We start from the raw sequence: 24,808 nt of genomic DNA, 5'->3' as shown, positions 1-24,808 counted from the left end.
TTAATTAAGTTTTATAAATTACGCTATATTTTGCCATAAAAAAAGCCGTATCAGAATATAATACAGCTCTTTTTCATTACTTTAATGATATTTACTATTAACTGCGCAAATCACGACCGCTTCATCATTTCAAAAAACTCATCATTGGTTTTAGTCATGGACAGTTTATCAATCAAGAATTCCATCGCATCAGTCTCCCCCATTGGGTTAAGAATTTTGCGTAAAATCCACATTTTTTGCAGTTCATCTGGCGAAGTCATTAAATCTTCTTTACGTGTACCAGAACGATTAAAATCAATGGCAGGGAACACTCGACGTTCAGCAATTTTACGTGATAAATGGACTTCCATATTACCCGTACCTTTGAACTCTTCGTAGATAACTTCATCCATTTTAGAACCAGTATCAATCAATGCGGTTGCAATAATGGTTAAGCTCCCACCATCTTCTACATTACGGGCTGCACCAAAAAAGCGTTTTGGACGATGCAATGCATTCGCATCCACACCACCAGTTAAAACTTTACCTGATGAAGGAACAACCGTATTATAAGCTCGCGCCAAACGAGTGATTGAGTCTAACAAAATAATCACATCTTTTTTATGTTCCACTAAACGTTTTGCTCGTTCAATAACCATTTCAGCAACTTGAACATGCCTTGCTGCTGGTTCATCAAATGTCGACGCAACAACTTCGCCTTTAACCAGACGTTGCATTTCAGTCACTTCTTCTGGACGCTCATCAATCATCAATACAACTAACTCACATTCAGGATGATTAACGGCTAGGCTTTGAGCAATATTTTGCAGAAGCATTGTTTTACCCGCTTTAGGTGGTGCAACAATCAAACCGCGTTGACCTTTACCAATTGGCGAAGCCAAATCAAGCACTCTTGCTGTGATATCTTCGGTTGAACCATTGCCTCGTTCCATACGTAATCGAGAGTTAGGGTGAAGGGGAGTTAAGTTTTCAAAAAGAATCTTGTTGCGAGCATCTTCTGGCTTATCGTGATTGACTTCGTTTACTTTTAGTAAAGCAAAATAACGCTCACCCTCTTTAGGAGGACGGATTTTACCGGCAATGGTATCACCCGTTCTTAAATTAAATCGTCGAATTTGACTTGGTGATACATAAATATCATCAGGCCCAGCTAAATAAGAGCTATCGGCTGAACGTAAAAAGCCAAATCCATCTTGCAAAATTTCTAGTACACCATCACCAAAAATATCTTCACCACTTTTGGCATGCTGCTTTAAGATTGCAAAAATAATGTCTTGTTTTCTAAGGCGGGCAAGATTTTCAAGCCCCATTTTTTTTTCACCAAGCGCGACAAGCTCAGAGACAGAAGTGTTTTTTAATTCAGTTAAATTCATAATTTTAAAAATTCTTGAGGATAAAATTGATATGTTTGCAATTAATATTATTTTTGTATATTAGTTTCATTTACTTATAAAAAATTTCTTTCCCTTACAACACATAAATTCAATCGATTACTAAGCTTTTGATGATAATTGAAGATCTGAATATAGAATTTCACCACTTTACCAATAAAAACAATGAATTTTAGAAAGGAATATTTGTAAGAGGCTAGCAATTTACACTAAAAATACTAATATGTCTATATTTAATTGAATTAGTTATTCTAAGTTACTAAACATAGTAAAAAGATAGGATCCAAAAGAGTAATATATAAAATTACTCTTTTAACAACTCATATCCAAACATAGGATATCTATTATAATTGCGGATCGATAAAATCTTTAAGCTGAGCTTTAGATAAAGCCCCTACTTGAGTGGCAGCCACTTGTCCATTTTTAAAAATCAACAAAGTAGGAATGCCTCGAATACCAAATTTAGGTGCCACATTAGGGTTTTCTTCAACATTCAATTTAGCAACAACAATTTTATCACCATATTCTTGCACTATTTCTTCCAAGATCGGAGCAATCATTTTACAAGGTCCACACCATGGAGCCCAAAAATCAACAAGTACGGGCTTTGTTGATTCATTAATTGTTTTATCAAATGTAGCTTCCGATAACAGAACGATATTATTACTCATTTTTATCTCCAACATACTTTAACTGGTATGCAATAATAGATTACTTTGTATTTCCCTACTAGTAATTAGTATAATAGGATATAATTATTAGTGATGCCAGCGTATTGAATATGTTATAATACTAAAATTCTGTAATTATATTCACAATCACAATGATTCAAGCATATCTTACCAAAACAACTTTTAGCCAATTCCCTCTTCATCCTTTAGTGTTAAAAGCACTTGAGAAAAAAGAGTTTATTTATTGCACTCCTATTCAAGAAAAAACATTGCCATTAACCACCAAAAGAATTGATATCGCCGGACAAGGGCAAACAGGAACAGGCAAAACCATGGCGTTTTTGGCATCAACATTTAATCACTTGTTGAATCATGAACCTTTACCCGATCACAAAATCAATCAACCAAGAGCTATCATTATTGCACCAACACGCGAATTAGTTGTGCAAATATACCATGACGCAGAACGCTTATCGGAAGAAACAGGGCTTAAATTAGGGCTTGCTTTTGGTGGTGATGGCTATGATAAACAATTAAAAATGCTCTCGACTGGCATTGATATTTTAATTGCAACAACAGGGCGATTAATTGACTATGCGAAACAAAATTACATTAATTTAGAAGCTATTCAAGTTGTCGTGTTAGACGAAGCCGATCGCATGTTTGATTTAGGATTTATTCGCGATATACGTTGGATCTTCAAGCATATGACTCCACCAAACAAAAGGTTAACTATGCTGTTTTCTGCAACATTAACACACAATGTGCGCGAATTAGCTTTTGAGCATATGAACAATCCACAATATGTCGAAGTTGAGCCAGAACAAAAAATTGGTCATCGAATCAAAGAAGAGCTATTTTTCCCATCAAATGAAGATAAATTGGCACTATTGCAAACACTTATCGAAGAAGAATGGCCAGATCGCTGCATTGTATTTGCTAACACCAAAGTAGCTTGTGAAAAAATTTGGCGACACCTTATTGCTGATGGCCATCGAGTTGGACTATTAACAGGCGATATCGCTCAGAAAAAGCGTTTATCAATTTTAGAGCAATTCACACAAGGACAACTTGATATTTTAGTTGCCACTGATGTCGCGGCTCGAGGATTACATATCCCAAATGTTACTCACGTTTTCAATTATGATCTACCCGATGATTGCGATGATTATCGACATCGAATCGGACGAACAGGACGTGCTGGCGCTGAAGGTTACTCGATTTCACTAGCTTGTGAACGTTATTCACAAAACTTACCTGCTATTGAAAAAGCAATTGCTCATGCTATTCCCGTTAGCCAGTATGATCCTTCTGCATTATTGGTCGATTTACCAACTCCAAAACCTTTTAGGCGTCCACCAAGAAGAAAACCTACAAACTAACTAAACAGCTGGTAGTAAAAAAACGAAATAATATAAACTATAAAAAGCTATCTAAAAATACGATAATACTTTAACTACATCATTTTTAAATAGCTTTATTTTAGGATAACTTTTGATGATGATATTATTCGCACTAATTAATACCAGCCACCAAAATCATTTTTCATTCAAATTGCCATCTATCTGATTTAAAAAACATTGATATTCAAGCTCAATTGCTTTTTTAGTTTCCTTAGATAAGGTAGCAACATGAAACCGATGCAATGAACTATATAAAACAAACAGAATATTAATTGAAATTGCCGATTTCTTTTGTTTTATTTTATAATATGCACTTAAATATCCCTCTTCTTGAAGAGCTTCAACATCTTTGATTCCGACACTGCATAACAATCTTTCTAATGACAAAGTCATATTTGGCATCTCTTTTATCCGTTTTTCTTTGAGTTTACCTTTTTCATATTGTTCTTTTTTAGTATATTCAATCACCATTGTTACCATAGCAAGTAACTTTTCATGATCTTTAAAAAGTACATCACCAACTTTATAATAATCAAGTAATTTAGTTGACATACCCATTGTTATGCTTAATGGCTGCATGCCTAAATCAATAAAAATTGATCGATAATCAGGATGTCCTCTTAAATAAAAGTCTTTTTGAGTAATCCAGCCAAACATGGTATCTTCACTATTAACGCTAAATCCGCCAAAAAATGTTTTAATTGAAATATCTTTAACATCAGAAAGCTCTGTTAAAATTCGATTTGCAAATGTTGAACACATAATCAATTTCCATTTAAACTTTATTAAGCAACTAAAATAACTTATCAATTAATCTAAATTATAGTTATTCCATATTCAAACAATTTCTAAATAAATTCATAATTATGCGATCTGTCTTCCATATATAAACATTAAATACATTATTACTTGATAAATTATCTTCTTGTGACATAAAATCAATTTTTGTAAAAAAACATCATTAAAAAACAAACAAATCTTAACAATTCTTAAAAAGAAAAGCTGCTTTAACATTGTTATTCTGTCATAATAATTATACAATCAAAACCAATTAACTAACTTAATGGTAACTAATTTTTGTCAATCCAAATCAATATGATAAAAAAAATTATTGCTCTATTTTTTATGTTTTACTCTTTTATCGCATCCGCCGATAAATTACCATTAATTGAATCATTAACATTGTGCACTCCATCTTTTTTTAAAGATGTTTATGCCAATAAAGAAGAATTAGAAAAATATACTAACATCAAGGTTTTCAATCAAAATCAAGCTTATATCTCTGTAGAAAATCGTACTAATTTAGACAAAAACTATGTTTATTTCAAAACACCAATGGCTTATAAAAACCTAACAATCACAGGCTATTATGACAGTGCTATGGATCTTGGAAAAATAGGGAAATATTATTTCTGGGGGTTCATCATAGACAATGATATTAATCAAATAAAAGAGACACTAAAAGAAATAAATTGGAAAAATATGGAAGAAAACCTTCTTTATATCGGAAATCCAATGATTCGAAGTATTAATGATGACATCCAAGTCTGGCATAAAAATACCGGCACTGTTGTTGGTGTCAAAACGATTCCAGCACCGGATACTACCGAAAAGCTATTATTACTTGAAAAAGGTCCAAATATGACCCTTCTTATTTGCTCTATTCAAGGTGTTGTAACACCTCAATTACTAAAACAAGAGCGGCCAGACATTCAATAATTTAAACTAAATCGCTGATTCATCCATTTCACCAGTTCGAATCCGAATTACTTGTTCAACATTATAAACAAAAATTTTTCCATCACCAATTTTGCCAGTTTGCGCTGTTTTCATAATCGTCTCTATACACATTTCTAAAATATCGTCAGGGACAATAAGCTCAATTTTTACTTTCGGCAAAAAATCAACCATATATTCCGCACCACGGTAAAGTTCGGTATGCCCCTTTTGGCGCCCAAAACCTTTAACCTCAGTCACTGTCATACCGGTAATACCTTGATCAGCTAGCGCCTCTCGAATATCATCTAATTTAAATGGTTTAATAATAGCTTCAATTTTTTTCATATCTATTTTCCCTTAATCCGAGATTACCAATTTTTAAACCCAAAGGCAGAAGTGATGGGATAACGTCGACCTTTACCAAAATTACGAGCAGTGATTTTAGGACCAACTGCTGATTGGCGGCGTTTATACTCATTGATATCAACCAATTTAATAACTCGCCTTATTGTCGCTTCATCATAGCCTTGCGCAATAAGTTGTTCAATGGAAAGATCAAGTTGAACATAACCTTTTAATATACCATCTAAAATATCATAAGGAGGCAAACTATCTTCATCTTTTTGATCTGGAGCAAGCTCTGCTGAAGGGGGACGAGTTATCACTCGCTCAGGAATTACATAAGAACGAGTATTTCGATATTTAGACAATGCAAAAACCATTGTTTTAGGAACATCTTTAAGCACATCAAACCCACCGACCATATCGCCATAAAGCGTTGCATAACCAACCGACATTTCGCTTTTATTACCCGTTGTCAGCACCAATCTGCGCCGTTTATTTGACAGAGCCATTAAAATAACACCACGACAGCGCGCTTGCAGATTTTCCTCTGTGGTATCTTTTGCTGTGCCTAAAAACAGTGGGGTTAACGATGACATAAATGCATCAAACATCGGTTCAATGGAAACAATATCAAATTCGACCCCTAATATTTCAGCTTCTTCCTTAGCATCAGCAATACTGATATCGGCTGTATAACGAAATGGCATCATCACTGCTTGTACTTTATCTTTACCTAATGCATCAACAGCAATTGCCAACGTGAGCGCAGAATCAATCCCACCAGAAAGCCCTAAAACAGCACCTTCAAAACCATTTTTAGTAATATAGTCTCTTGTTGCTAACACTAAAGCATCATAAACAGAAGCTAAAACAGCCACTTCTGATTGTGGCTGTGAACACTCAACACTAAAAGGATTGTTCAAATCCAAAACGGCCATATCTTCTTTAAAAGCTTCAAGTTGGCAAACCACCTCGCCTTGTCCATTACAGGCAAAAGAACAACCATCAAAAACCAACTCATCTTGCCCCCCAATTTGGTTGACATAAACAATCGGTAAACCAATGCGTTTTGCATGCTGTTTAACTAAATCATATCGTTGTTGCTGTTTTTCATAATCATATGGTGAAGCATTAATTGCCACCACAAAATCAGCTTGAGCTTGTTTAATATTATCGATTGGCTGATTTTGCCAAAGATCTTCACAAATTAACAAACCAATCTTTTGTCCTTTAAAGTTCACAACACAAGTTTGATCGCCGGCAGTAAAGTAACGCTTCTCATCAAATACATCATAATTAGGCAGTAATTGTTTATGGTAACAAGCCAACAATTTCCCATCACAAAAAAATGAAAGGGCATTATAAATATGCTCATCTTGCCAATGTGGATGCCCAACAATAATCGCACAGTGTTTACTTGCTTGTTGAATTAAAGCAAGCGCCCTTTGACAGCGATCTTTAAAATCGGATCGATATACTAAATCCTCGGGAGGGTAACCGCATAAAGCAAGTTCAGAAAAAACAATGAGGTCATCGGACGAATGGCGACTAATTAGCTCAATAATCTGTTGAGCATTCCCTTCAATATCGCCCACACGCCAATTTTTTTGTGCTAAAACAATAGAGATAGACATATAGAATTTAACATCACAAATCAAAATTGTTGATAAGTTTAAATGATTCTAAGTTGCACTGCCACTCTTTTATCGATAACATTGCAACAATAAATCCGTTTTGACTTGTCTGGAAATTAATATGCAAAAAATGTTAAATGTGGCGTTAGCCAACCGCAGTTATCCCATCACAATTGGTGAAAATTTACTGAGCGAATTTCAACATTTTAAACTCAAGGCAGGTCAACGCGTACTGATTGCAACCAACGACACTATCGCTCCACTTTATTTACAAACACTCACTGATATGCTTGAAAAGCAGGGTATAAAAACTGACTCTATTGTTGTACCCGATGGCGAACAATACAAAACCATAGAAACATGGAACACGATCCTCACTGCCTTACTTGCCAATAACCATACACGTAGTTCAATCCTTATTGCACTTGGTGGGGGTGTCATCGGGGATGTTGCTGGATTTGCTGCATCGGCTTACCAACGTGGTATTAAATTTATTCAAGTACCAACTACACTACTTTCCCAAGTTGATTCATCGGTTGGCGGAAAAACAGCCATTAACCATCCGCTTGGCAAAAACATGATTGGTGCTTTTTACCAACCACAAGCAGTAGTTATTGATCTAAACTGCTTAAAAACCTTACCACAAAGAGAGCTGTCAGCAGGACTTGCTGAAGTCATAAAATACGGCATTATTTTAGACCCCGAATTTTTTAATTGGTTAGAACAGCATATAGAAGATTTATTAAATTTAGATGTTAACGCATTAAGTTACTGTATTTACCATTGCTGCGAACTAAAAGCAAAAGTGGTTGCCGCTGACGAAACAGAACAAGACATGCGCGCCATTTTAAATCTTGGTCATACTTATGGTCATGCTATAGAAGCAGAACTAGGCTATGGAAACTGGCTACATGGCGAAGCCGTCAGCGTGGGAATGTTAATGGCCGCACACACCGCCAAATTACTCGGACAATTAACGCAAGCAGATATTGATAGAATAAAAAACTTATTAATACGTGCTAAGCTACCGGTTAACAGACCGGCACAAATGCCGATTGAATCTTACCTTCCACACATGTTACGAGATAAAAAAGTACTATCTGGGCAGTTAAGACTTGTTGTGCCAACTAAAATTGGGCATGTTGATGTGATGGATGGTATTGATAAAAATATCGTATTAGAATCTATTGCTAACGTCTAATATTAGCCATATTTTTTGACTCTACACCAAATATCGTTAAACTACTAAAACATTTTTACAAAAATAATAAACCGCTTTAAAAATTAGGAAGGAATAAAAAAGTAAAGGATCATCTGCATGAAAAAAAGCCTCATTCAAATACTAATAATGATTTTAATATTATCAACAACAACAGGATGCTGTCTACTATTTCGCCAACCAGTACGAGAACGACCTGATGTAGAATTAAATAACAATCAGCTATGTATTAGCATCCCCAAGGGAAAATACTCCCAAAATAGGTTATTTAATATTAGGTTTATAAGTATCAGTGAGAAAATAAAAGATGGCCCTACGTATGATCGCACAAGATATTATAGTGGAATGACTGATACAGGCGTAAAAATGCAATACCAAGTTCACCCTGGTGAATGCTTAAATCTTGATTATCAATTTAAAACCGATATACGTTACTATGTATTTATTAAAGCAATGCAACAAAACAGCGAAGATTGGAATATAGTTAAAAGATTAGATAAAAGATTGATACTAAAAAAACAAAACGATGGCTCATTACAATTGTTAGAGTATTAAACAAACAACATATTAAACCAATTTAAATAACAAACATAACTTTATCACAACAATAAATAACCTTATGAAAAAGAACTTCGCAATTATATTATTAATTATTATTCCGTTAATATCACTAACAGGCTGCTACCCACACTACAAAACTGAAGTTGTTACTGTTACACCAGATATAACATTAAATAATGACAATCAACTATGTATCAGCATACCTACAAACCAAATTATGGCAAACCAATCAATTCCCATTGATACTATTTATATTACAGAAACAACTCTATCAGAAAAGGGCTTCCTAGAGGATTGGGAAAAAGATAATTGGAAAGGAGAGAACATTCGTTCTGGCGAATGCTTGAAAATTGAATACCCTTTGCAAGCAAATACAACTTATCGCATTAAGTTTACCAGTAAGTTGACTTCTGACCCAACATTCTATACATATTTTAGATGGGTAAGGAAATTCCGCCTAGAAAAACAAAATGATGGTAAATTTAGATTATTATTGGACAACAAAGCTAATAAATAATAGCACTTCAGCTCTAATTTAGCTCTATCCAAATTTAGCATTGACCTTAATTATCATTAAGCTAGGGTAACCTAGCTTAATCATTATTATCAGATCTCAGATTAAATCAACACACATAAAGCTCTACACGATTAAAATGTAAATATAAATTTACTAAAACTACACAATAAAAACAACCCTAATGAATTCTGATTAATAAGTGAAAATTTAATTTACTATTGTGTAATTTTGTGTTTACATAATAAGCGTTAATGTAATTAATATTTTACATATAAAGTATAAATGATTTTAACAAGGAAAATAAAAATGTTAAAAGATTCACTAAATAATGTCAGAATTAGGGATGAACACATGCTAGTTACCCCCATAGAGATAAAAAAACTTTATCCGCTATCTAATGATCTAGAAAAGCAAATTGCCTCATCAAGACAAACCATTGTTGATATTTTAGAACGCCGAGATCATCGATTACTTATCGTATGCGGTCCTTGCTCTATTCATGACCCCGTTGCAGCAATTGAATATGCACATAAATTAAAAAAACTATCCGACGAAGTCAACGATCACCTATTTATTGTCATGCGTGTCTATTTTGAAAAACCACGCACCACCGTAGGTTGGAAAGGAATGATTAACGACCCACATATGGACAGCTCATTTGATATTGAACATGGACTTAAAAAAGCACGCAAATTATTACTCGATATCACCAAAATTGGGTTGCCTATTGCAACCGAAGCATTAGACCCCAACACACCACAATATATTGGCGATTTAATTAGTTGGTCAGCAATCGGCGCAAGAACGACTGAATCACAAACACATAGAGAAATGGCATCAGGACTATCAATGCCAGTCGGCTTTAAAAATGGCACCGATGGCAGTTTAGATGTCGCCATTAACGCCATGAAATCGGCATCAATGGCGCACCGCTTTGTGGGGATCAATCAACAAGGGCAAGTAACCGTTTTACAAACCATGGGCAATCCACACGGTCATGTTATTTTGCGTGGTGGCAAAACGCCAAATTTTGATGCTGAAAATGTCGCATTATGTGAAACACAAATGAAAAAGGCGGGATTGTTACCTAACTTAATGATTGATTGTAGTCATGCTAATTCCAACAAAGATTATCGCAATCAACCGATTGTTGCCGACTCAATTATTGAACAAATTGAACACGGCAATAACTCAATTATTGGTGTAATGATTGAAAGCAACTTATTTGAAGGCAATCAATCGTCTGAACAACCGCCAGAAAACTTGAAATATGGCGTATCAGTCACTGATGCTTGTATTAATTGGGAAAGTACCGAACAATTATTACAAAAAATGAATAACCAATTAGCAAAACCGCTCACCCAAAGGCAGCAGCAATCAGCTAAAGCCTAAACACTAATAACAAAATCGCCGACAAAAATATCGGCGATTTTTTTATTTAACCTAATTGCTTACGCGCATTACGGAATAGGCGCATCCATGGACTATCTTCGCCCCAATTATCTGGGTGCCAAGAATTTGTTACAGTTCTAAATACACGCTCAGGATGAGGCATCATAATCGTTGCGCGACCATCTTTAGAGGTGACTGCTGTGATCCCATTTGGAGAACCATTCGGATTATTAGGATATTGCTCTGTGACTTGACCAAAATGATCAATATAACGCATAGCAACTAATCCAGAGGCTTCTAAATGCGTTAAATGCACATCATCAGCAACTTCAACCCGTCCTTCCCCATGCGAAACCGCAATTGGCATATAAGAGTCCGTCATACCGGTAAACAGCAAAGATGGGCTTGATTGAATTTTCACTAGACTAAAACGCGCTTCGAAACGTTCTGACACATTACGAACAAAGCGTGGCCACAGATCAGCCCCCGGAATCAAATCCTTCAAATTCGACATCATTTGGCAACCATTACAAACCCCTAACGATAACGTATCGCCGCGATGGAAAAACTGCTCAAACTCATATCGAACTCGCTCATTAAACAGCACCGATTTAGCCCAACCTTCGCCAGCACCCAACACATCACCATAAGAAAAGCCACCACAAGCAACCAGTGTACTAAATGGATCAAGCGTAATACGACCAGAAAGCAGATCCGTCATATGCACATCAATGGCTTCAAAACCAGCTCGATTGAATGCAGCGGCCATTTCGACATGCGAATTAACACCTTGTTCACGTAACACAGCCACTTTAGGTTTTACGCCAGTGACAATATAAGGCGCTGCAATATCTGCTTGAGGATCAAAGGTTAAGTGCACACTTAAGCCTGGATCATCTTCATTTTGTTTGGCTTGATGTTCTTGATCCGCACACTCAGGATTATCACGTAACCGCTGCATCTGCCAAGTTGTTTCGGCCCACCATGTTCTTAACGTTGAGCGCGACTCACTGTAAACCACAGCAGATTTGTTACGCACAATAAATTGTTGTCCTGCTTTAGCACGACCCAAAACATAAACCGCATGAGATAAGCCAAACTGCTTAAAGCAAGCCATCACATCGTCTAAACAACTATTGGCCACCTGAATAACAGCACCAAGCTCCTCATTAAATAGCGAAGCAATCACATCATGGCCTAATTGAGAAATATCAACATCAACACCACAATGCCCAGCAAAAGCCATCTCGGCCAATGTCACAAACAGCCCTCCATCGGAACGATCATGATAAGCAAGCAGAGCATTTTGACTGACTAAGGCTTGAATTGCTTGATAAAAAGCCGCAAGCTCCTTAACATCATGAACATCCGCTGTTTTTTGACCTAAATGACGGTACACCTGTGCCAGTGCAGTTGCGCCTAACGCTTGGTGACCTTTCGATAAATCAACCAACAATAACGTATTATCTTGATCGACACGCAATTGCGGTGTCACGGTTTTACGCACATCTTCAACGCGCGCAAATGCCGAAATCACCAACGATAATGGCGACGTCACTGTTTTTTGTTCGCCATCTTGTTGCCATGTGGTTTTCATCGACATCGAATCTTTACCAACAGGAATCGCCAGACCCAATGCTGGGCATAATTCTTCGCCAATGGCTTTAACTGCTTGATAAAGCCCAGCATCTTCGCCCGGATGGCCAGCGGCGGCCATCCAGTTAGCTGAAAGCTTAATGCGTTTGATATCGCCAATATTCGTTGCGGCAATATTGGTAATCGCCTCGCCAACGGCAAGCCTTGCTGAAGCGGCAAAGTTAAGCAAAGCAACGGGGGCGCGTTCACCGATTGACATAGCTTCGCCATAATAGCTATCTAAGCTTGCAGTCGTAACCGCACAATCAGCAACAGGCACTTGCCATGGGCCAACCATTTGATCGCGCGATACCATCCCCGTCACAGAGCGATCGCCAATGGTGATTAAAAAGGTCTTTTCAGCAACGGTTGGCAAATGTAAAATCCGTTTAACCGCATCATATAAATTAATATCAGCAGTTGAAAAATTATCGCCATGTGCTTGATGGGTCTTAACATCTCGTTGCATTTTAGGTGTTTTACCAAGGAGCACATCCAATGGCAAATCAATTGGATTATTATTAAAATGATCATCATGCAAAGTAACAGCTTTATTGGCAGTTGCTTGACCAATCACCGCATAAGGCGCCCGCTCGCGTTGGCAAAGCTCATCAAACAGGGCCAATTTATCCGGATGGATAGCGAGCACATAACGTTCTTGCGATTCGTTACACCAAATTTCTAGCGGTGACATCCCTGGCTCATCGCTAAGTATTTTGCGTAGCTCAAATTGACCACCACAACCACCGTCACTAACCAGCTCAGGCATCGCATTAGACAAACCGCCTGCACCCACATCATGAATAAATAAAATAGGATTATCTTCACCAAGTTGCCAACAACGATCGATAACCTCCTGACAACGGCGCTCCATTTCAGGGTTATCACGCTGAACAGAAGCAAAATCCAGATCGGCATCAGACTGGCCCGACGCCATAGACGACGCCGCCCCACCGCCTAAGCCAATATTCATGGCAGGACCACCTAACACAATCAGCTTAGAGCCAGCTGGAAACTCACCCTTTTGGATATGTTCACGACGTATATTACCCATACCGCCTGCCAACATAATCGGCTTATGGTATCCTCTAAGCTCCTCACCATTATGGCTATTGACCTTTTCTTCATAAGTACGGAAATACCCCAATAAAGCCGGACGACCAAATTCATTATTAAAGGCGGCTCCCCCTAAAGGACCCTCCATCATAATATTAAACGCACTGACAATACGATCGGGCTTACCAAAATCTTGCTCCCAAGGTTGTTCAAAATTAGGAATTCGCAAATTAGAAACCGAAAAACCCACTAAACCAGCTTTAGGTTTAGCTCCGCGCCCTGTTGCACCCTCATCACGAATCTCACCCCCACTTCCCGTTGCTGCACCCGGCCAAGGTGATATGGCTGTTGGATGATTATGCGTTTCCACTTTCATTAAAATATCCGCATATTCTTGATGATAACCGTAGGTTTTATTCTCATTATCGGCAAAAAAGCGCCCAACTTTCGAGCCATCCATCACAGCGGCATTATCCTTATAAGCGGACGAAACATAATCAGGGGTGTGTTCAAAAGTATTTTTGATCATCTTAAACAGTGATTTAGGCTGTTTTTTACCATCAATAATCCAATCAGCGTTAAAAATCTTATGGCGACAATGCTCAGAGTTGGCTTGCGCAAACATATAAAGTTCAATATCAGTCGGATTACGTTTTAATTTTTCAAAATTTTCAACTAAATAATCAATTTCATCAGGCGCTAATGCCAAACCTAATTTAAGGTTAGCGTCTTCTAAGGCCTTGCGTCCCTGACCTAATAAATCAACGGTTGTTACAGGCGTAGGTGACTCAACGTGGAATAGCTGCTCGGCTTGCTCAACACGACTAAAAACGGCTTCCATCATGCGATCGTGAATCAATGATAAAAAATCATTTTTTTGTGAATCGGTTAATGGCGAACTCACTTGCACATAATAAGCGATTCCTCGCTCAATACGGCGAATCTGCGACAAGCCACAATTATGCGCAATGTCCGTCGCTTTTGACGACCAAGGTGAAATGGTTCCGGCTCTTGGAGTAACTAAAAAAAGTTGCTTGCTGGATATCTCTTTAACATTGATTTGTGCGGTTTTAGGACCGTATTGTAATAATTTATCTAAAGTTAGCTGTTGTTCAGCCGTTAACTCGCCTGCCAAATCAACAAAATGGAGATATTGGGCTTCAATATCAATAACAGGGATGGATTTTTCACAACAAGTAGATAAGATTTTACTAATACGAAATGCAGATAAAGCAGAACAGCCAGCTAAAATTTTCATGAAAATTACTCTTTTTAAGCTAAAAATAGGGGGAAAATAGAATAATATTATAAAAGAAAGCGTACGATGTGGCTATATTAAATACAATTAATCGGGTGATGGTGGGGGGAGTTTGTTTTTTGTTAAAAAACAATCAAAAAAACTTTAATAAAATCAATGCCTTTTCTGACCGATTTTTGGGTGGAAAATCAGGCCTTTTTTGTTTTGGTGAATAGAATGAATTAGGTGCAGAGGTTTCGGACGTTTTGACCTATAGTGAACAAAATAGCCACAGTGACCACGTCCGAGCTAAGGGAATTAGAGCGAATTCCCTTAGCAATCCCGCGCTTTGGCTGCAGAATGTGGCCTGCGGCTACCCGACGCCGCCGCTCGGTCTTAACGCACCGGCTATGATTCGCTCCCGGCGAAGCATAGCCTCGCCAAACATCCCTGTTTGGCGTGCTAACCTCACTCTGTTGTCGGCACATTCTGACGCCGGAATAGGACAAATAACATAACCATCGTTTTTTGGGATGGATTGTTGTGTTTTTGTAAGGCAGTTTTTGTTAAAAAAACAGCCAGAAAAACTTTAATAAAATCAATACTTTTTCTGACCGATTTTTGGCGGAAAATCAGCCCTCTTTGTTTTGGTGAATGGAATGAATTGAGTGCGGTGGTTTCGGACGTTTTGACCTTGGGTGTACAAAATAGCGCTAGTGACCACGTCCGAGCTAAGGGAATTAAAGCGAATTCCCTTAGCAATCCCGCGCTTGGCTACAGAATGTGGCCTGAGGCTACCCGACGCCGGAATAGGACAAACAACATAACCATCCTTATTTAGAAGATATTATGTTTTTATAATTATGCAATTGATTTTATTTGAATTAAACGCCTATACGGCGTTAAGGATATGTTCCCGTACTTTGATTGTCTAAAGCTTTTTCTAAACCGCCTATACGGCGTTAAGGTAGAGCTAAAGATTTGATAAATTTTGCTGTATAAAGATAAACAACAATTTCATCTTTGAAAACCCTTTTTTTGAGCTTTTTTAATGTGTTGATTTTATTTAATTTTAAATTATCGTAAAAAAAAGGGTTTGGAGCGGTTAATTTGCTGTTATTGGGGCGCTATTCGTGGTTTTGTTGATTTGTTGTATGTCGGCGATTTGCTTAGGTTGTGTAAGTGTTTGATTTAGCTTAAAAACAGCAAAATAAAAACTTCAATAAAATCAATACCTTTCCTGACCACTTTTTGGATGTAATTACATTGCTTTTTAATAAAAAAGCAATTCACAAAAAACACCCAAGGTTATGTTGTTTGTCTTGTTCCGGCGTCAGAATGTGCCGACAACAGAGCGAAGTTAGCACGCCAAACAGGGATGTTTGGCGAGGCTATTCTCCGTCTGGAACGGATAATAGCCGGTGCGTTAAGACCGAGTGACGGCGGACAAATTTGTCTGGAACAAATTTGAACATCTGAGCAAAGCGAAGATGGCCTCGAAGAGGCGAGTATCAGGATGATACGAGTAGTGCCGTAGGCCACATTTTGCAGCCAAAGCGTGGGATTGCAAAGGGAATTCGCTTTAATTCCCTTTGCTCGGACGTGGTCACTGTAGCTATTTTATTCACCAAAGGTCAAAACGTCCGAAACCTGCACACTTAATTTATTCTATTCACCAAAACCAAAAAGGCTTGATTTTCCACTAAAAATCGGTCAGAAAAGGCATTGATTTTATTAAAGTTTTTTTCTAACTGTTTTTTTAACAAAAACCGCCTTATAAAAACACAATAACCCAGCCCAAAAACGATGGTTATGTTGTTTGTCTTATTCCGGCGTCAGAATGTGCCGACAACAGAGCGAGGTTAGCACGCCAAACAGGAATGTTTGGCGAGTTTGTGGTGCGCCGGGAGCGCGTCCACAAACGGTGCGTTAAGACCGAGCGGCGACGTCGGGGAGCCGCAGGCCACATTCTGTAGCCAAAGCGTGGGTTGTCAGGGAATTCGCTTTAATTCCCTTTGCTCGGACGTGGTCACTGTAGCTATTTTATTCACCCAAGGTCAAAACGTCCGAAACCTGCGCACCTAATTTATTCTATTCACCAAAACAAAAAAGGCTTGATTTTCCGCTAAAAATCGGTCAGAAAAGATATTGATTTTATTAAAGTTTTTCTGGCCATTTTTTAACAAAAACCGCCTTATAAAAACACAATAACCCATCCCAAAAACGATGGCTATGTTGTCTGTCTTATTCCGGCGTCGGAATGTGCCGACAACAGAGCGAGGTTAGCACGCCAAACAGGACGTTTGGCGAGTTTGTGGTGCGCTTGGAGCGCGTCCACAAACGGTGCGTTAAGACCGAGCGGCGGCGGAGGGCAGCCGTAGGCCACATTCTGTAGCCAAAGCGTGGGATTGCAAAGGGAATTCGCTCTAATTCCCTTTGCTCGGACGTGGTCACTGTGGCTATTTTGTTCACCCAAGGTCAAAACGTCCGAAACCTTGCCGTACTATAAATAGACCACAAATTTAAACCGCCACAGCATTATCCACTAGGATTGCCATCGACACTTTCAGCGTCGTCGGCGGGGGGAGGCGGCGCGATTGTGGCTTCGCCGCAACAGCGCAACCCTAAGGGAATGCCCCAACTTACGCGGGGGCTTTATTCTTTGTTAGATTATCCTCTATCTGCACCATAACCGCCCCCGCAGCCCAAGGATTAAGGACTAAGAAATAAAAGCTAAGGTGCAGAACAAAGGCCATAATGGTAGTACCTGGCACTGTTGCTGTTAACGGCGCCGTTCGCCGCGTCGACAATGAAGAAGCCATCGCTACCTGATGCGTCGCTCGTCCAGTAGTCGTAGAAGGAGAAGCCCACATCATACTCGTCCATGAGGCCCCACTCCGTGAAAAACCCAGCACCTATGTGACGCTGGAAATAATTATTAGATGAAGATGGTAAGGCACCAGAAATAGAAGGACTATCTGTTTTGACTGCATTGGTTAAATCCTTTACTTTTGGCAAACGATAACCCAAACTTCTACACCAAAAGGATTGGTAAGACTGACTATCGCTTACATTATCCCGATGGACGAACCACTGCTGTAACACAAATCCATACCTCAACTCATTACCACTACCATCCCTACCTACCAACTCAAAGGTCTGCGGCAAAGATGGTACAGCTAGAGGACTAGGACTACTTGAGTTTATTTGAGTACTATCAGCCCTAGGACCGCTTAACTTAACACGTGCGACAACTTTTCCTCTATCAATACTAGGAATCCATCCATCACTAGGTGTAACACTTGTCACTGTAGCCGTTATTCCACCCCGAGCGACCGAAGACCACGTCAACTGACTTGCATCGATTCCACCTATGTCCAAATCAAAATATAATCCATCAGCACCTGTTGTCGGAAAGTTTCGGTTATAAGATGATGGACTTGTTGACTGAACTAAAAAACCCTTATAAGGGTTCCATATGTTAGCTGGGCCTGCGTGATTGCCTATGCCATAACTATCAAGATTTGGCCTTGCGTAACAAATACGAGGAACAGTGTTATACGGATTGATATAATAATCCACCGTAGCTCCACTAAAACTGGTTCTATTAGGAACCCCGTACTGTGTCTGTAAATATCCCCCTGTACTACTTAAAGTTACCCTATAAGGAGACTTACATATATCCAATGCATCACTACGATTAACTCTATTGCCATCCTTATCCCTAAACGATACCGATATATTCCCCGATGCGGTAACACCATTAGCACCCTGTCCATCCCCATCATCATCACGCCAATAATTATATCGAGTGACTAAATCACTTAAATCAACTGAACTAGCCGATGACGGGACTATCATATCTATATCATCCAGAGAATTCCCTGCATAAGGCAATCTTATTGGATTTGATACACTTGATGTATTAGTAGACGGCGTGATGACTTGGCCATCCTGCAACCTTATAGACAACAAACTATCCGTTGATGTGGCCCTTGTTCGACCACCGTCGAACGTTAAATACGGCGCAGTACCTTCAATAGTTTGTGATGTATAAACCGATAACGCCTGTACACTAAACGAAGAAAGTAATAACAAAGGTGTCAACCTCAGAGAAAATACTAATAATTTCGCTAAATTCAGCGGTAAAAATAAAACTCGTGAGGAATCTTGATAACTACAACTTTGATAACCCAAAAGATACACTGAGGAATTGCAATACATACAAACCAACCTGTTAAGTGAATTTTTTTATAAGAATTTTAGAATTATTTGCTTATTCAACTGATCGGACTTTTGTCCTATAACGAAATTATATTCCGCATCATAATGGACAACTAACTTTTTTTTATTGATTTTTGTAAAGTTTTGTTAATAAAGTAATGTCTTGAAAAACGTTTTTTTACTGTTTTTTGAGTAAAAACAATCAAATAAAAACTTAAATAAAATCAATACTTTTCCTGACCAATTTTTGGATAGTGATGGTAGAGTTGTCGGGATTGGAAAAATTAGATTAAAGTAAAGGGAATTGAAGTGGCTATTGTGGATATTTGCCGATTCAATAAGTCGGTGATAATTGAGTTAAATTATGCCTCGTTCCGGCTATCTCTTAAGTCCACAGTTCGGTTATGCACACGCTTTTCTTCTGTTGCATATGCGCAAGGTGCGTTTTCGTTCAGGTCTTCATGAATACAAAACTCAAGGGTACTCATTTCAACAATGTTTTCTTGCTTGGTCACCCCAATTCGACGGCAAAATTCACGGATCTAGGCAGGTATATAACCACTACGACGTAATCCTGATACCGTTAGCATGCGCGGATCGTCCCAACCATCGACGATTTTTTCAGCACGAGTAGATTTAATGGCGTACTCTAAATTTAATATAGGTGATGTTTTCGATCGTATCTGAAATACAATGGGTAAAATCGTACATTGGATAAATGCACCACTTGTTGCCTGTTTGGGTGATGCACAGCAAATTTAATGCGGTATAATACCAGATCTCGCATCACAATAATTAGAACAGGGCGAAAAGGAAAATAAAATGAATGAGATAAAAAATAAAACTGAGTTTAATCCACCGGTTCGGGTAGAGTTAAGTTATTTGCAACAGATTGACGGCTTGTACTTTTTAAATGATGTATTGTTTAGTGGATTGGCTTATGACCATCGGAATAACTAAACTTAATAAGTTTATTTAATAATAATCAACACAGAAGTGAATATTATCGCATTGAATTAATAACAGTAATAATGTTATCTTACTCAGTTAGTTTCAATGTATTGATTCATTGATAAATAATGTTTTAAAGAGAAGATAACTTAATATGATACTTGCAATTGATGTTTATTACATTGATAACCGCGCCAAATCGGTCGGCGTTTTATTTCATCATTGGACTGATTCAACCTCAGCAATTGAACAGGTAATCACAGATTATCAAGATAATGTTGCGCCCTATCAATCAGGTCAGTTTTATCAACGTGAATTGCCTTGCATTATGTCACTACTTGATAAAATTGATTTAAGTAAACTTACCTGCATTGTGATTGATGGTTATGTGCATTTGGATGAAGGTAAGATAGGGCTAGGTGGGCATTTGTATCATGCATTAAACAAAACCATTCCTATTATTGGTGTTGCTAAAAAGCCGTTTTCAGGCAATAGCGAGTATTTGATCGAAGTTCTTCGTGGCCAAAGCAAGCATCCGCTATATGTTACCTCGATAGGCATACCGCTAATAAATGCAGCTAATAGCGTGCAATCAATGGCTGGCAAACACCGAATGCCTGATGTGCTGAGCTATTTAGATCAACAAACAAAATTATTTAAACACGAAGAATAATTTATTGAATTAGATTCAAGTAATATAAATGAGGTGGCAACTACAATCATTCGCCGCCCCAATAAGTCGGCGAATGATTGAGTTAATTATGCTTCGTTCCAGCTATCTCTTAAACCTACGGTTCGGTTAAACACAAGCTTATCTTCGGTTGCATATTTATTATCTAAACAGAAGTAGCCTTCACGTTCAAATTGATAAGCATGCTCGGCTTTCGCATTTTGTAAACTTGGCTCAACAAAACCTTGTTTAATAATTAATGAATTAGGATTAATGGTTGATAAAAAGTCCTCGGCTGCACCTGGGGTTGGCGTATTAAATAAACGATCATACAGACGAATTTCAGCCGGTTTGGCAAACTTAGCCGAAACCCAATGAATGACGCCTTTCACTTTACGACCATCTTCCGGATTTTTGTTTAACGTGGCAGGATCGTAACTGCAATAGATTGTTTGGATGTTGCCTTCGGCATCTTTTTCAACGCGATCAGCACGAATCACATAGGCATTACGCAAACGCACTTCTTTACCAAGCACTAGGCGCTTGTAGTTTTTGTTAGCTTCTTCCCTAAAATCAGCTCGGTCGATGTAAATTTCACGCGTGAATGTCACTTCGCGAGCTCCTAATTCTGGGCGGTTTGGGTGATTTGGCATGCTAAGCACTTCGTCAATCGTGTCCGAGAAGTTCTCGATCACAACTTTAACGGGATCTAGCACTGCCATTGCGCGAGGTGCATTTTCGTTCAGATCTTCACGAATACAAAACTCAAGGGTACTCATTTCAACAGTATTTTCTTGTTTGGTCACCCCAATTCGACGGCAAAATTCACGGATTGAAGCAGGTGTATAACCACGACGACGTAAACCCGATACCGTTGGCATGCGCGGATCATCCCAGCCGTCAACAATGTTTTCTGATACTAATAGATTTAACTTACGTTTAGAGGTAATGGCATACTCTAAATTTAATCTTGAAAATTCATACTGATGAGGACGCGCTTCGATAGTAATATTATCTAATACCCAATCATATAAACGACGATTGTCTTGGAATTCAAGCGTACAGAGTGAATGGGTGATATTTTCGATCGCATCTGAAATACAATGGGTGAAATCGTACATTGGGTAAATGCACCATTTGTTGCCTGTTTGGTGATGCTCGGCAAATTTAATGCGGTATAACACCGGATCGCGCATCACAATAAATGGCGATGCCATGTCAATTTTGGCTCTTAGGCAGGCTTTTCCTTCGGCGAATTTGCCTTCTTTCATTTGTGTAAAAAGAGCTAGGTTTTCTTCAACACTACGATCACGATAAGGACTATTTTTACCCGGTTGCGTTAAAGTACCACGATATTCACGAATTTCATCAGCAGACAGTTCATCTACATAAGCAAGCCCTTTATTGATGAGTTCAATTGCATAATCATATAGCCTGTCAAAATAGTCAGATGAGTAACAAATCTCACCATCCCATTCAAACCCTAACCAACGGACATCTTGTTTAATCGACTCAACATACTCTATATCTTCTTTAGCTGGATTAGTATCGTCAAAACGCAAGTTACACTTACCCTGATAGTCTTGTGCAATACCAAAATTTAAACAAATTGATTTGGCATGCCCAATATGTAAATAGCCATTTGGCTCTGGCGGAAAACGGGTATGCGTTGTTTTATATTTGCCAGCAGCAAGATCTGCATCAATAATTTGGCGGATAAAATTAGTCGGACGAGTTTCAGTCTCTGTCGGTAGTGAACCGCTCATAAAAAACCTCTGATGATATATTTATTAGTAACAAATTAAGAATATTTGCTTTGCTATTACTTCTTGTATTGGTTGATGAATATAACAAATTTTTGTTATTTCTGAAACGAAAAACAGGCTATTTGTATCGACAAAATTGGCTTTTGGTTAAACAATGTCGTTTTTTAATAAAATAACCCATGTGTTAACTAAAAAAACACTAACAAAAAACTTCAATAAAATCAACACCTTTCCTGACCACTTTTTGACCGTGTTTCCAAATAAATACAGTCGCTATTCATCACCCGATTTTAACGAAACCACAAATCTTGCTCCACCTAATGGACTTGTAACAACAAACGCTTTGCCATCATGAAATTCTGCCATTAATTTTACATAAGCTAAACCAAGCCCATAACCACCGGTTGAACGTGTACGACTAGTGTCAAGTCTGGCAAAAGGCATAAAAATCTTTTCGCGCGCATCAAAAGGAATACCAGCGCCATCATCATCGATCTCAAGGATAACACGATTTTCATGTTTGGTGATATTTAAAACCGCTTTATGAGCTGCATATTTAAATGCATTAAGTAACAGATTTTTCACAATAGTTTCAACTAAATTGGTATCAATCATGGCGTGTTCATCTTGGCTATTACAAGTTAGCTCAAATCCTTTCGGTTTGAATAACGCCAGTGATTGGCACACTTTTTCGCCCCACTCTTTGAGTGCTACACGTGTTAAGTTTAGCTCGATATTGCTTTGCTGCATTTTAAAATAATTCAAGCTGGCATTGATTAATGTTTCAAGCTCGTTAATATCATCACTCATACCTTTTTGTAAAAGACGTTTTTCTTGTTCGTCGTGAGATTCTTCAAGCATACTAAGTTCAAATCGCATTCGTGCAAGCGGGGTGCGTAGTTCATGTGCCATTGCATGAGAAATCGTTTGATTGGTACTTACTAAGTGTTCAATATGCGTGCCCATATTATTTAATACGTTAGCGAGCGGCTTAAACAACCAACCTTTAACATTTTCGGTTCGTGCTTTTAAATTACCTTGTCCTAGTTGTTCGGCGGTCTGCCTGATATTAACCAAATCTTTCCAAACAGCGCTAAACGCCATATAAATTAAAATAAAAAAGATGATGGCACTAAATACAGCCCAAATAATAAGAAAGATGGTCAATGACATGGTGTTGGATGCCAAAATATCTCGCATGGCAATAGGGCCTAATTGGAGCAAGTTGCCATCTTTTAAATCAATGTAAACGACCTCTCTGTCGCTATCATAAGAAAAGTCCAGCTTGTGTAACTCGTTAAGTACCGCATCGGGTAAGGGTGTATTAATTGGCAAGACTTCGATAGGGTAACCAAAATAAGGTTGTAATTCATTAACCACGTCTTGAAGGGGACGATCTTTGTGCTCGTTAATTTGCATACGAATCAGGTTTACCGTGCCTCGTTGAGATTCTCGAAATACAATATGATCATCAGGCATATCGGTTAATGATGAAGGTAATGAATCAAAAACCAATAAAGCACCATAAGCAATGATACTTTGCAATAAGAGTAAAATGACTAGATAAAATACAATTCGGCGATTAAAAAATAGCGGTTTGGCTAATAATTGGCTCAATGGCTTTCTCCCTCTCGCATAAATAAATAGCCTTTACCACGTACGGTTTTGATGCGCGATGGATTATCTGGATCATCGAGTAATTTCCGACGAAGTCTTGACACACGTGCATCAATAGAACGATCGCTACCATCAAAATCGATCCCTCTTACCTGAGAAAAAATATCATCTCGCGATAAAATTGTCCCTGCATTATGCGCAAGTAACCATAACAGATCAAACTCAGCGGTTGTTAAATCAATTTCTTGCTCTTGCAAGAGCACTTTTCGGTTTTCGCCATCGATGACTAAATTGTCAAATATTAGCGTTTTATTATTTAGTGGCACAATCAATTCTTTATGATTGTCTTTGTCGGTTTCTATCTGTTTCCGTCTTAATAAGGCTCGTATGCGGGCAAGCAGTAATCTTGGCTCAACAGGCTTAGCTAAATAATCATCCGCCCCCAATTCCAACCCAACGATCTCATCAATATTATCTTCGCTAGCTGTCATTATAAGGATGTAGTTAGTAAACCATGTGCGTATATCACGACAAATATCAAAACCCGTTTTTTCAGGTAACATCACATCTAATATAACCAGATCTGGATTAAGCTGTTGAATTCTTTCTTCAGCGCCTGCACCGCTATTATGCCATTCAACAAGATACCCTTGCCGAATAAGATAAACTTGAATTAGATTGGCTAACCGCTGATCATCTTCGATGATTAATATACGTTCACTCATTATTTGTTCTTAATCACTGCCACTTTTACTTAGAGATGCCCCATTATACAGACAATTATTCCCTCGTTACAAAAT

The 24,808-nt window shown here is 38.2% G+C and carries 18 protein-coding genes and 1 pseudogene; 8 read left to right on the top strand and 11 right to left on the bottom strand.

The features are described 5' to 3' along the window. Positions 1-110: 110 nt before the first annotated feature. Both rho and trxA read right to left on the bottom strand, forming a co-directional pair. Entirely contained in the window at positions 111-1,373 is a 1,263-nt protein-coding gene (rho, locus tag ACYH9I_RS10015) for a transcription termination factor Rho (protein ID WP_091348247.1), read from the bottom strand. 362 nt (positions 1,374-1,735) lie between these two features. After that, complete coding sequence (gene trxA / locus ACYH9I_RS10010) at positions 1,736-2,062, bottom strand: thioredoxin TrxA (RefSeq protein WP_483560588.1); 327 nt, start codon at positions 2,060-2,062, stop codon at positions 1,736-1,738. A 152-nt stretch (positions 2,063-2,214) separates the two neighbouring features. Between trxA and rhlB the strand changes: the two genes are divergently transcribed. After that, positions 2,215-3,444, top strand: coding sequence for an ATP-dependent RNA helicase RhlB (rhlB, locus tag ACYH9I_RS10005; protein ID WP_483560587.1), 1,230 nt, complete (start codon positions 2,215-2,217; stop codon positions 3,442-3,444). A gap of 156 nt (positions 3,445-3,600) precedes the next feature. On the opposite strand, the gene ACYH9I_RS10000 is transcribed toward rhlB, so the two are convergent. Continuing rightward, the gene (locus ACYH9I_RS10000; RefSeq protein ID WP_483560586.1) at positions 3,601-4,227 is read right to left on the bottom strand and encodes a TfoX/Sxy family DNA transformation protein; all 627 of its coding nucleotides are present in this window, start codon (positions 4,225-4,227) and stop codon (positions 3,601-3,603) included. A gap of 315 nt (positions 4,228-4,542) precedes the next feature. On the opposite strand from ACYH9I_RS10000, the gene ACYH9I_RS09995 reads away from it, so the two are divergent. Then, positions 4,543-5,184, top strand: coding sequence for a hypothetical protein (locus ACYH9I_RS09995; protein WP_483560585.1), 642 nt, complete (start codon positions 4,543-4,545; stop codon positions 5,182-5,184). 6 nt (positions 5,185-5,190) lie between these two features. On the opposite strand, the gene glnB is transcribed toward ACYH9I_RS09995, so the two are convergent. Further along, the gene (glnB, locus tag ACYH9I_RS09990) at positions 5,191-5,529 is read right to left on the bottom strand and encodes a nitrogen regulatory protein P-II (RefSeq protein WP_065586186.1); all 339 of its coding nucleotides are present in this window, start codon (positions 5,527-5,529) and stop codon (positions 5,191-5,193) included. A gap of 23 nt (positions 5,530-5,552) precedes the next feature. Beyond that, the gene (locus tag ACYH9I_RS09985; RefSeq protein WP_483560584.1) at positions 5,553-7,163 is read right to left on the bottom strand and encodes an NAD+ synthase; all 1,611 of its coding nucleotides are present in this window, start codon (positions 7,161-7,163) and stop codon (positions 5,553-5,555) included. Positions 7,164-7,293: 130 nt separating this feature from the next. Between ACYH9I_RS09985 and aroB the strand changes: the two genes are divergently transcribed. From aroB to ACYH9I_RS09965, 4 genes are all read left to right on the top strand, one after another. Continuing rightward, the gene (gene aroB, locus ACYH9I_RS09980) at positions 7,294-8,364 is read left to right on the top strand and encodes a 3-dehydroquinate synthase (protein ID WP_483560601.1); all 1,071 of its coding nucleotides are present in this window, start codon (positions 7,294-7,296) and stop codon (positions 8,362-8,364) included. A gap of 117 nt (positions 8,365-8,481) precedes the next feature. Further along, a complete protein-coding gene (locus ACYH9I_RS09975) occupies positions 8,482-8,937 on the top strand; it encodes a putative T6SS immunity periplasmic lipoprotein (protein ID WP_483560583.1) in 456 nt (151 codons plus the stop codon). A gap of 64 nt (positions 8,938-9,001) precedes the next feature. Continuing rightward, complete coding sequence (locus tag ACYH9I_RS09970; RefSeq protein ID WP_483560582.1) at positions 9,002-9,460, top strand: putative T6SS immunity periplasmic lipoprotein; 459 nt, start codon at positions 9,002-9,004, stop codon at positions 9,458-9,460. A 306-nt stretch (positions 9,461-9,766) separates the two neighbouring features. Next, positions 9,767-10,852, top strand: a complete 1,086-nt coding sequence (locus ACYH9I_RS09965; RefSeq protein ID WP_091348275.1) for a 3-deoxy-7-phosphoheptulonate synthase — start codon at positions 9,767-9,769, stop codon at positions 10,850-10,852. 46 nt (positions 10,853-10,898) lie between these two features. Here ACYH9I_RS09965 and purL read toward each other — a convergent pair whose 3' ends face one another. From purL to ACYH9I_RS09950, 3 genes and pseudogenes are all read right to left on the bottom strand, one after another. Further along, entirely contained in the window at positions 10,899-14,801 is a 3,903-nt protein-coding gene (gene purL, locus ACYH9I_RS09960; RefSeq protein ID WP_483560581.1) for a phosphoribosylformylglycinamidine synthase, read from the bottom strand. A gap of 2,712 nt (positions 14,802-17,513) precedes the next feature. Continuing rightward, the gene (locus tag ACYH9I_RS09955; RefSeq protein ID WP_483560580.1) at positions 17,514-18,878 is read right to left on the bottom strand and encodes a hypothetical protein; all 1,365 of its coding nucleotides are present in this window, start codon (positions 18,876-18,878) and stop codon (positions 17,514-17,516) included. Positions 18,879-19,429: 551 nt separating this feature from the next. Further along, a pseudogene (locus ACYH9I_RS09950) lies at positions 19,430-19,797 on the bottom strand (glutamate--tRNA ligase family protein); the annotation flags it as partial. A 29-nt stretch (positions 19,798-19,826) separates the two neighbouring features. Between ACYH9I_RS09950 and ACYH9I_RS09945 the strand changes: the two are divergent. Beyond that, entirely contained in the window at positions 19,827-19,964 is a 138-nt protein-coding gene (locus tag ACYH9I_RS09945; protein ID WP_483560579.1) for a hypothetical protein, read from the top strand. A gap of 145 nt (positions 19,965-20,109) precedes the next feature. After that, positions 20,110-20,628: an endonuclease V gene (locus ACYH9I_RS09940; RefSeq protein WP_174787055.1), complete on the top strand. Its 519-nt coding sequence runs from the start codon at positions 20,110-20,112 to the stop codon at positions 20,626-20,628. A gap of 86 nt (positions 20,629-20,714) precedes the next feature. Here the strand turns inward: ACYH9I_RS09940 and glnS are convergent, their stop codons facing one another. From glnS to ACYH9I_RS09925, 3 genes are all read right to left on the bottom strand, one after another. Beyond that, the gene (gene glnS / locus ACYH9I_RS09935) at positions 20,715-22,391 is read right to left on the bottom strand and encodes a glutamine--tRNA ligase (RefSeq protein WP_483560578.1); all 1,677 of its coding nucleotides are present in this window, start codon (positions 22,389-22,391) and stop codon (positions 20,715-20,717) included. A 273-nt stretch (positions 22,392-22,664) separates the two neighbouring features. Continuing rightward, positions 22,665-24,008 (bottom strand): ATP-binding protein, encoded by a 1,344-nt coding sequence (locus tag ACYH9I_RS09930; RefSeq protein ID WP_483560577.1) that lies wholly within the window; start codon positions 24,006-24,008, stop codon positions 22,665-22,667. After that, entirely contained in the window at positions 24,005-24,733 is a 729-nt protein-coding gene (locus ACYH9I_RS09925) for a winged helix-turn-helix domain-containing protein (protein ID WP_483560576.1), read from the bottom strand. Before ACYH9I_RS09925 ends, ACYH9I_RS09930 begins: the two co-directional genes overlap by 4 nt. Positions 24,734-24,808 lie beyond the last annotated feature (75 nt).

Source organism: Gilliamella sp. X-23 (genome assembly GCF_057063545.1).
Note: the sequence above shows the minus strand (reverse complement) of the source record. Positions and strands in the feature narration are given on the sequence as shown.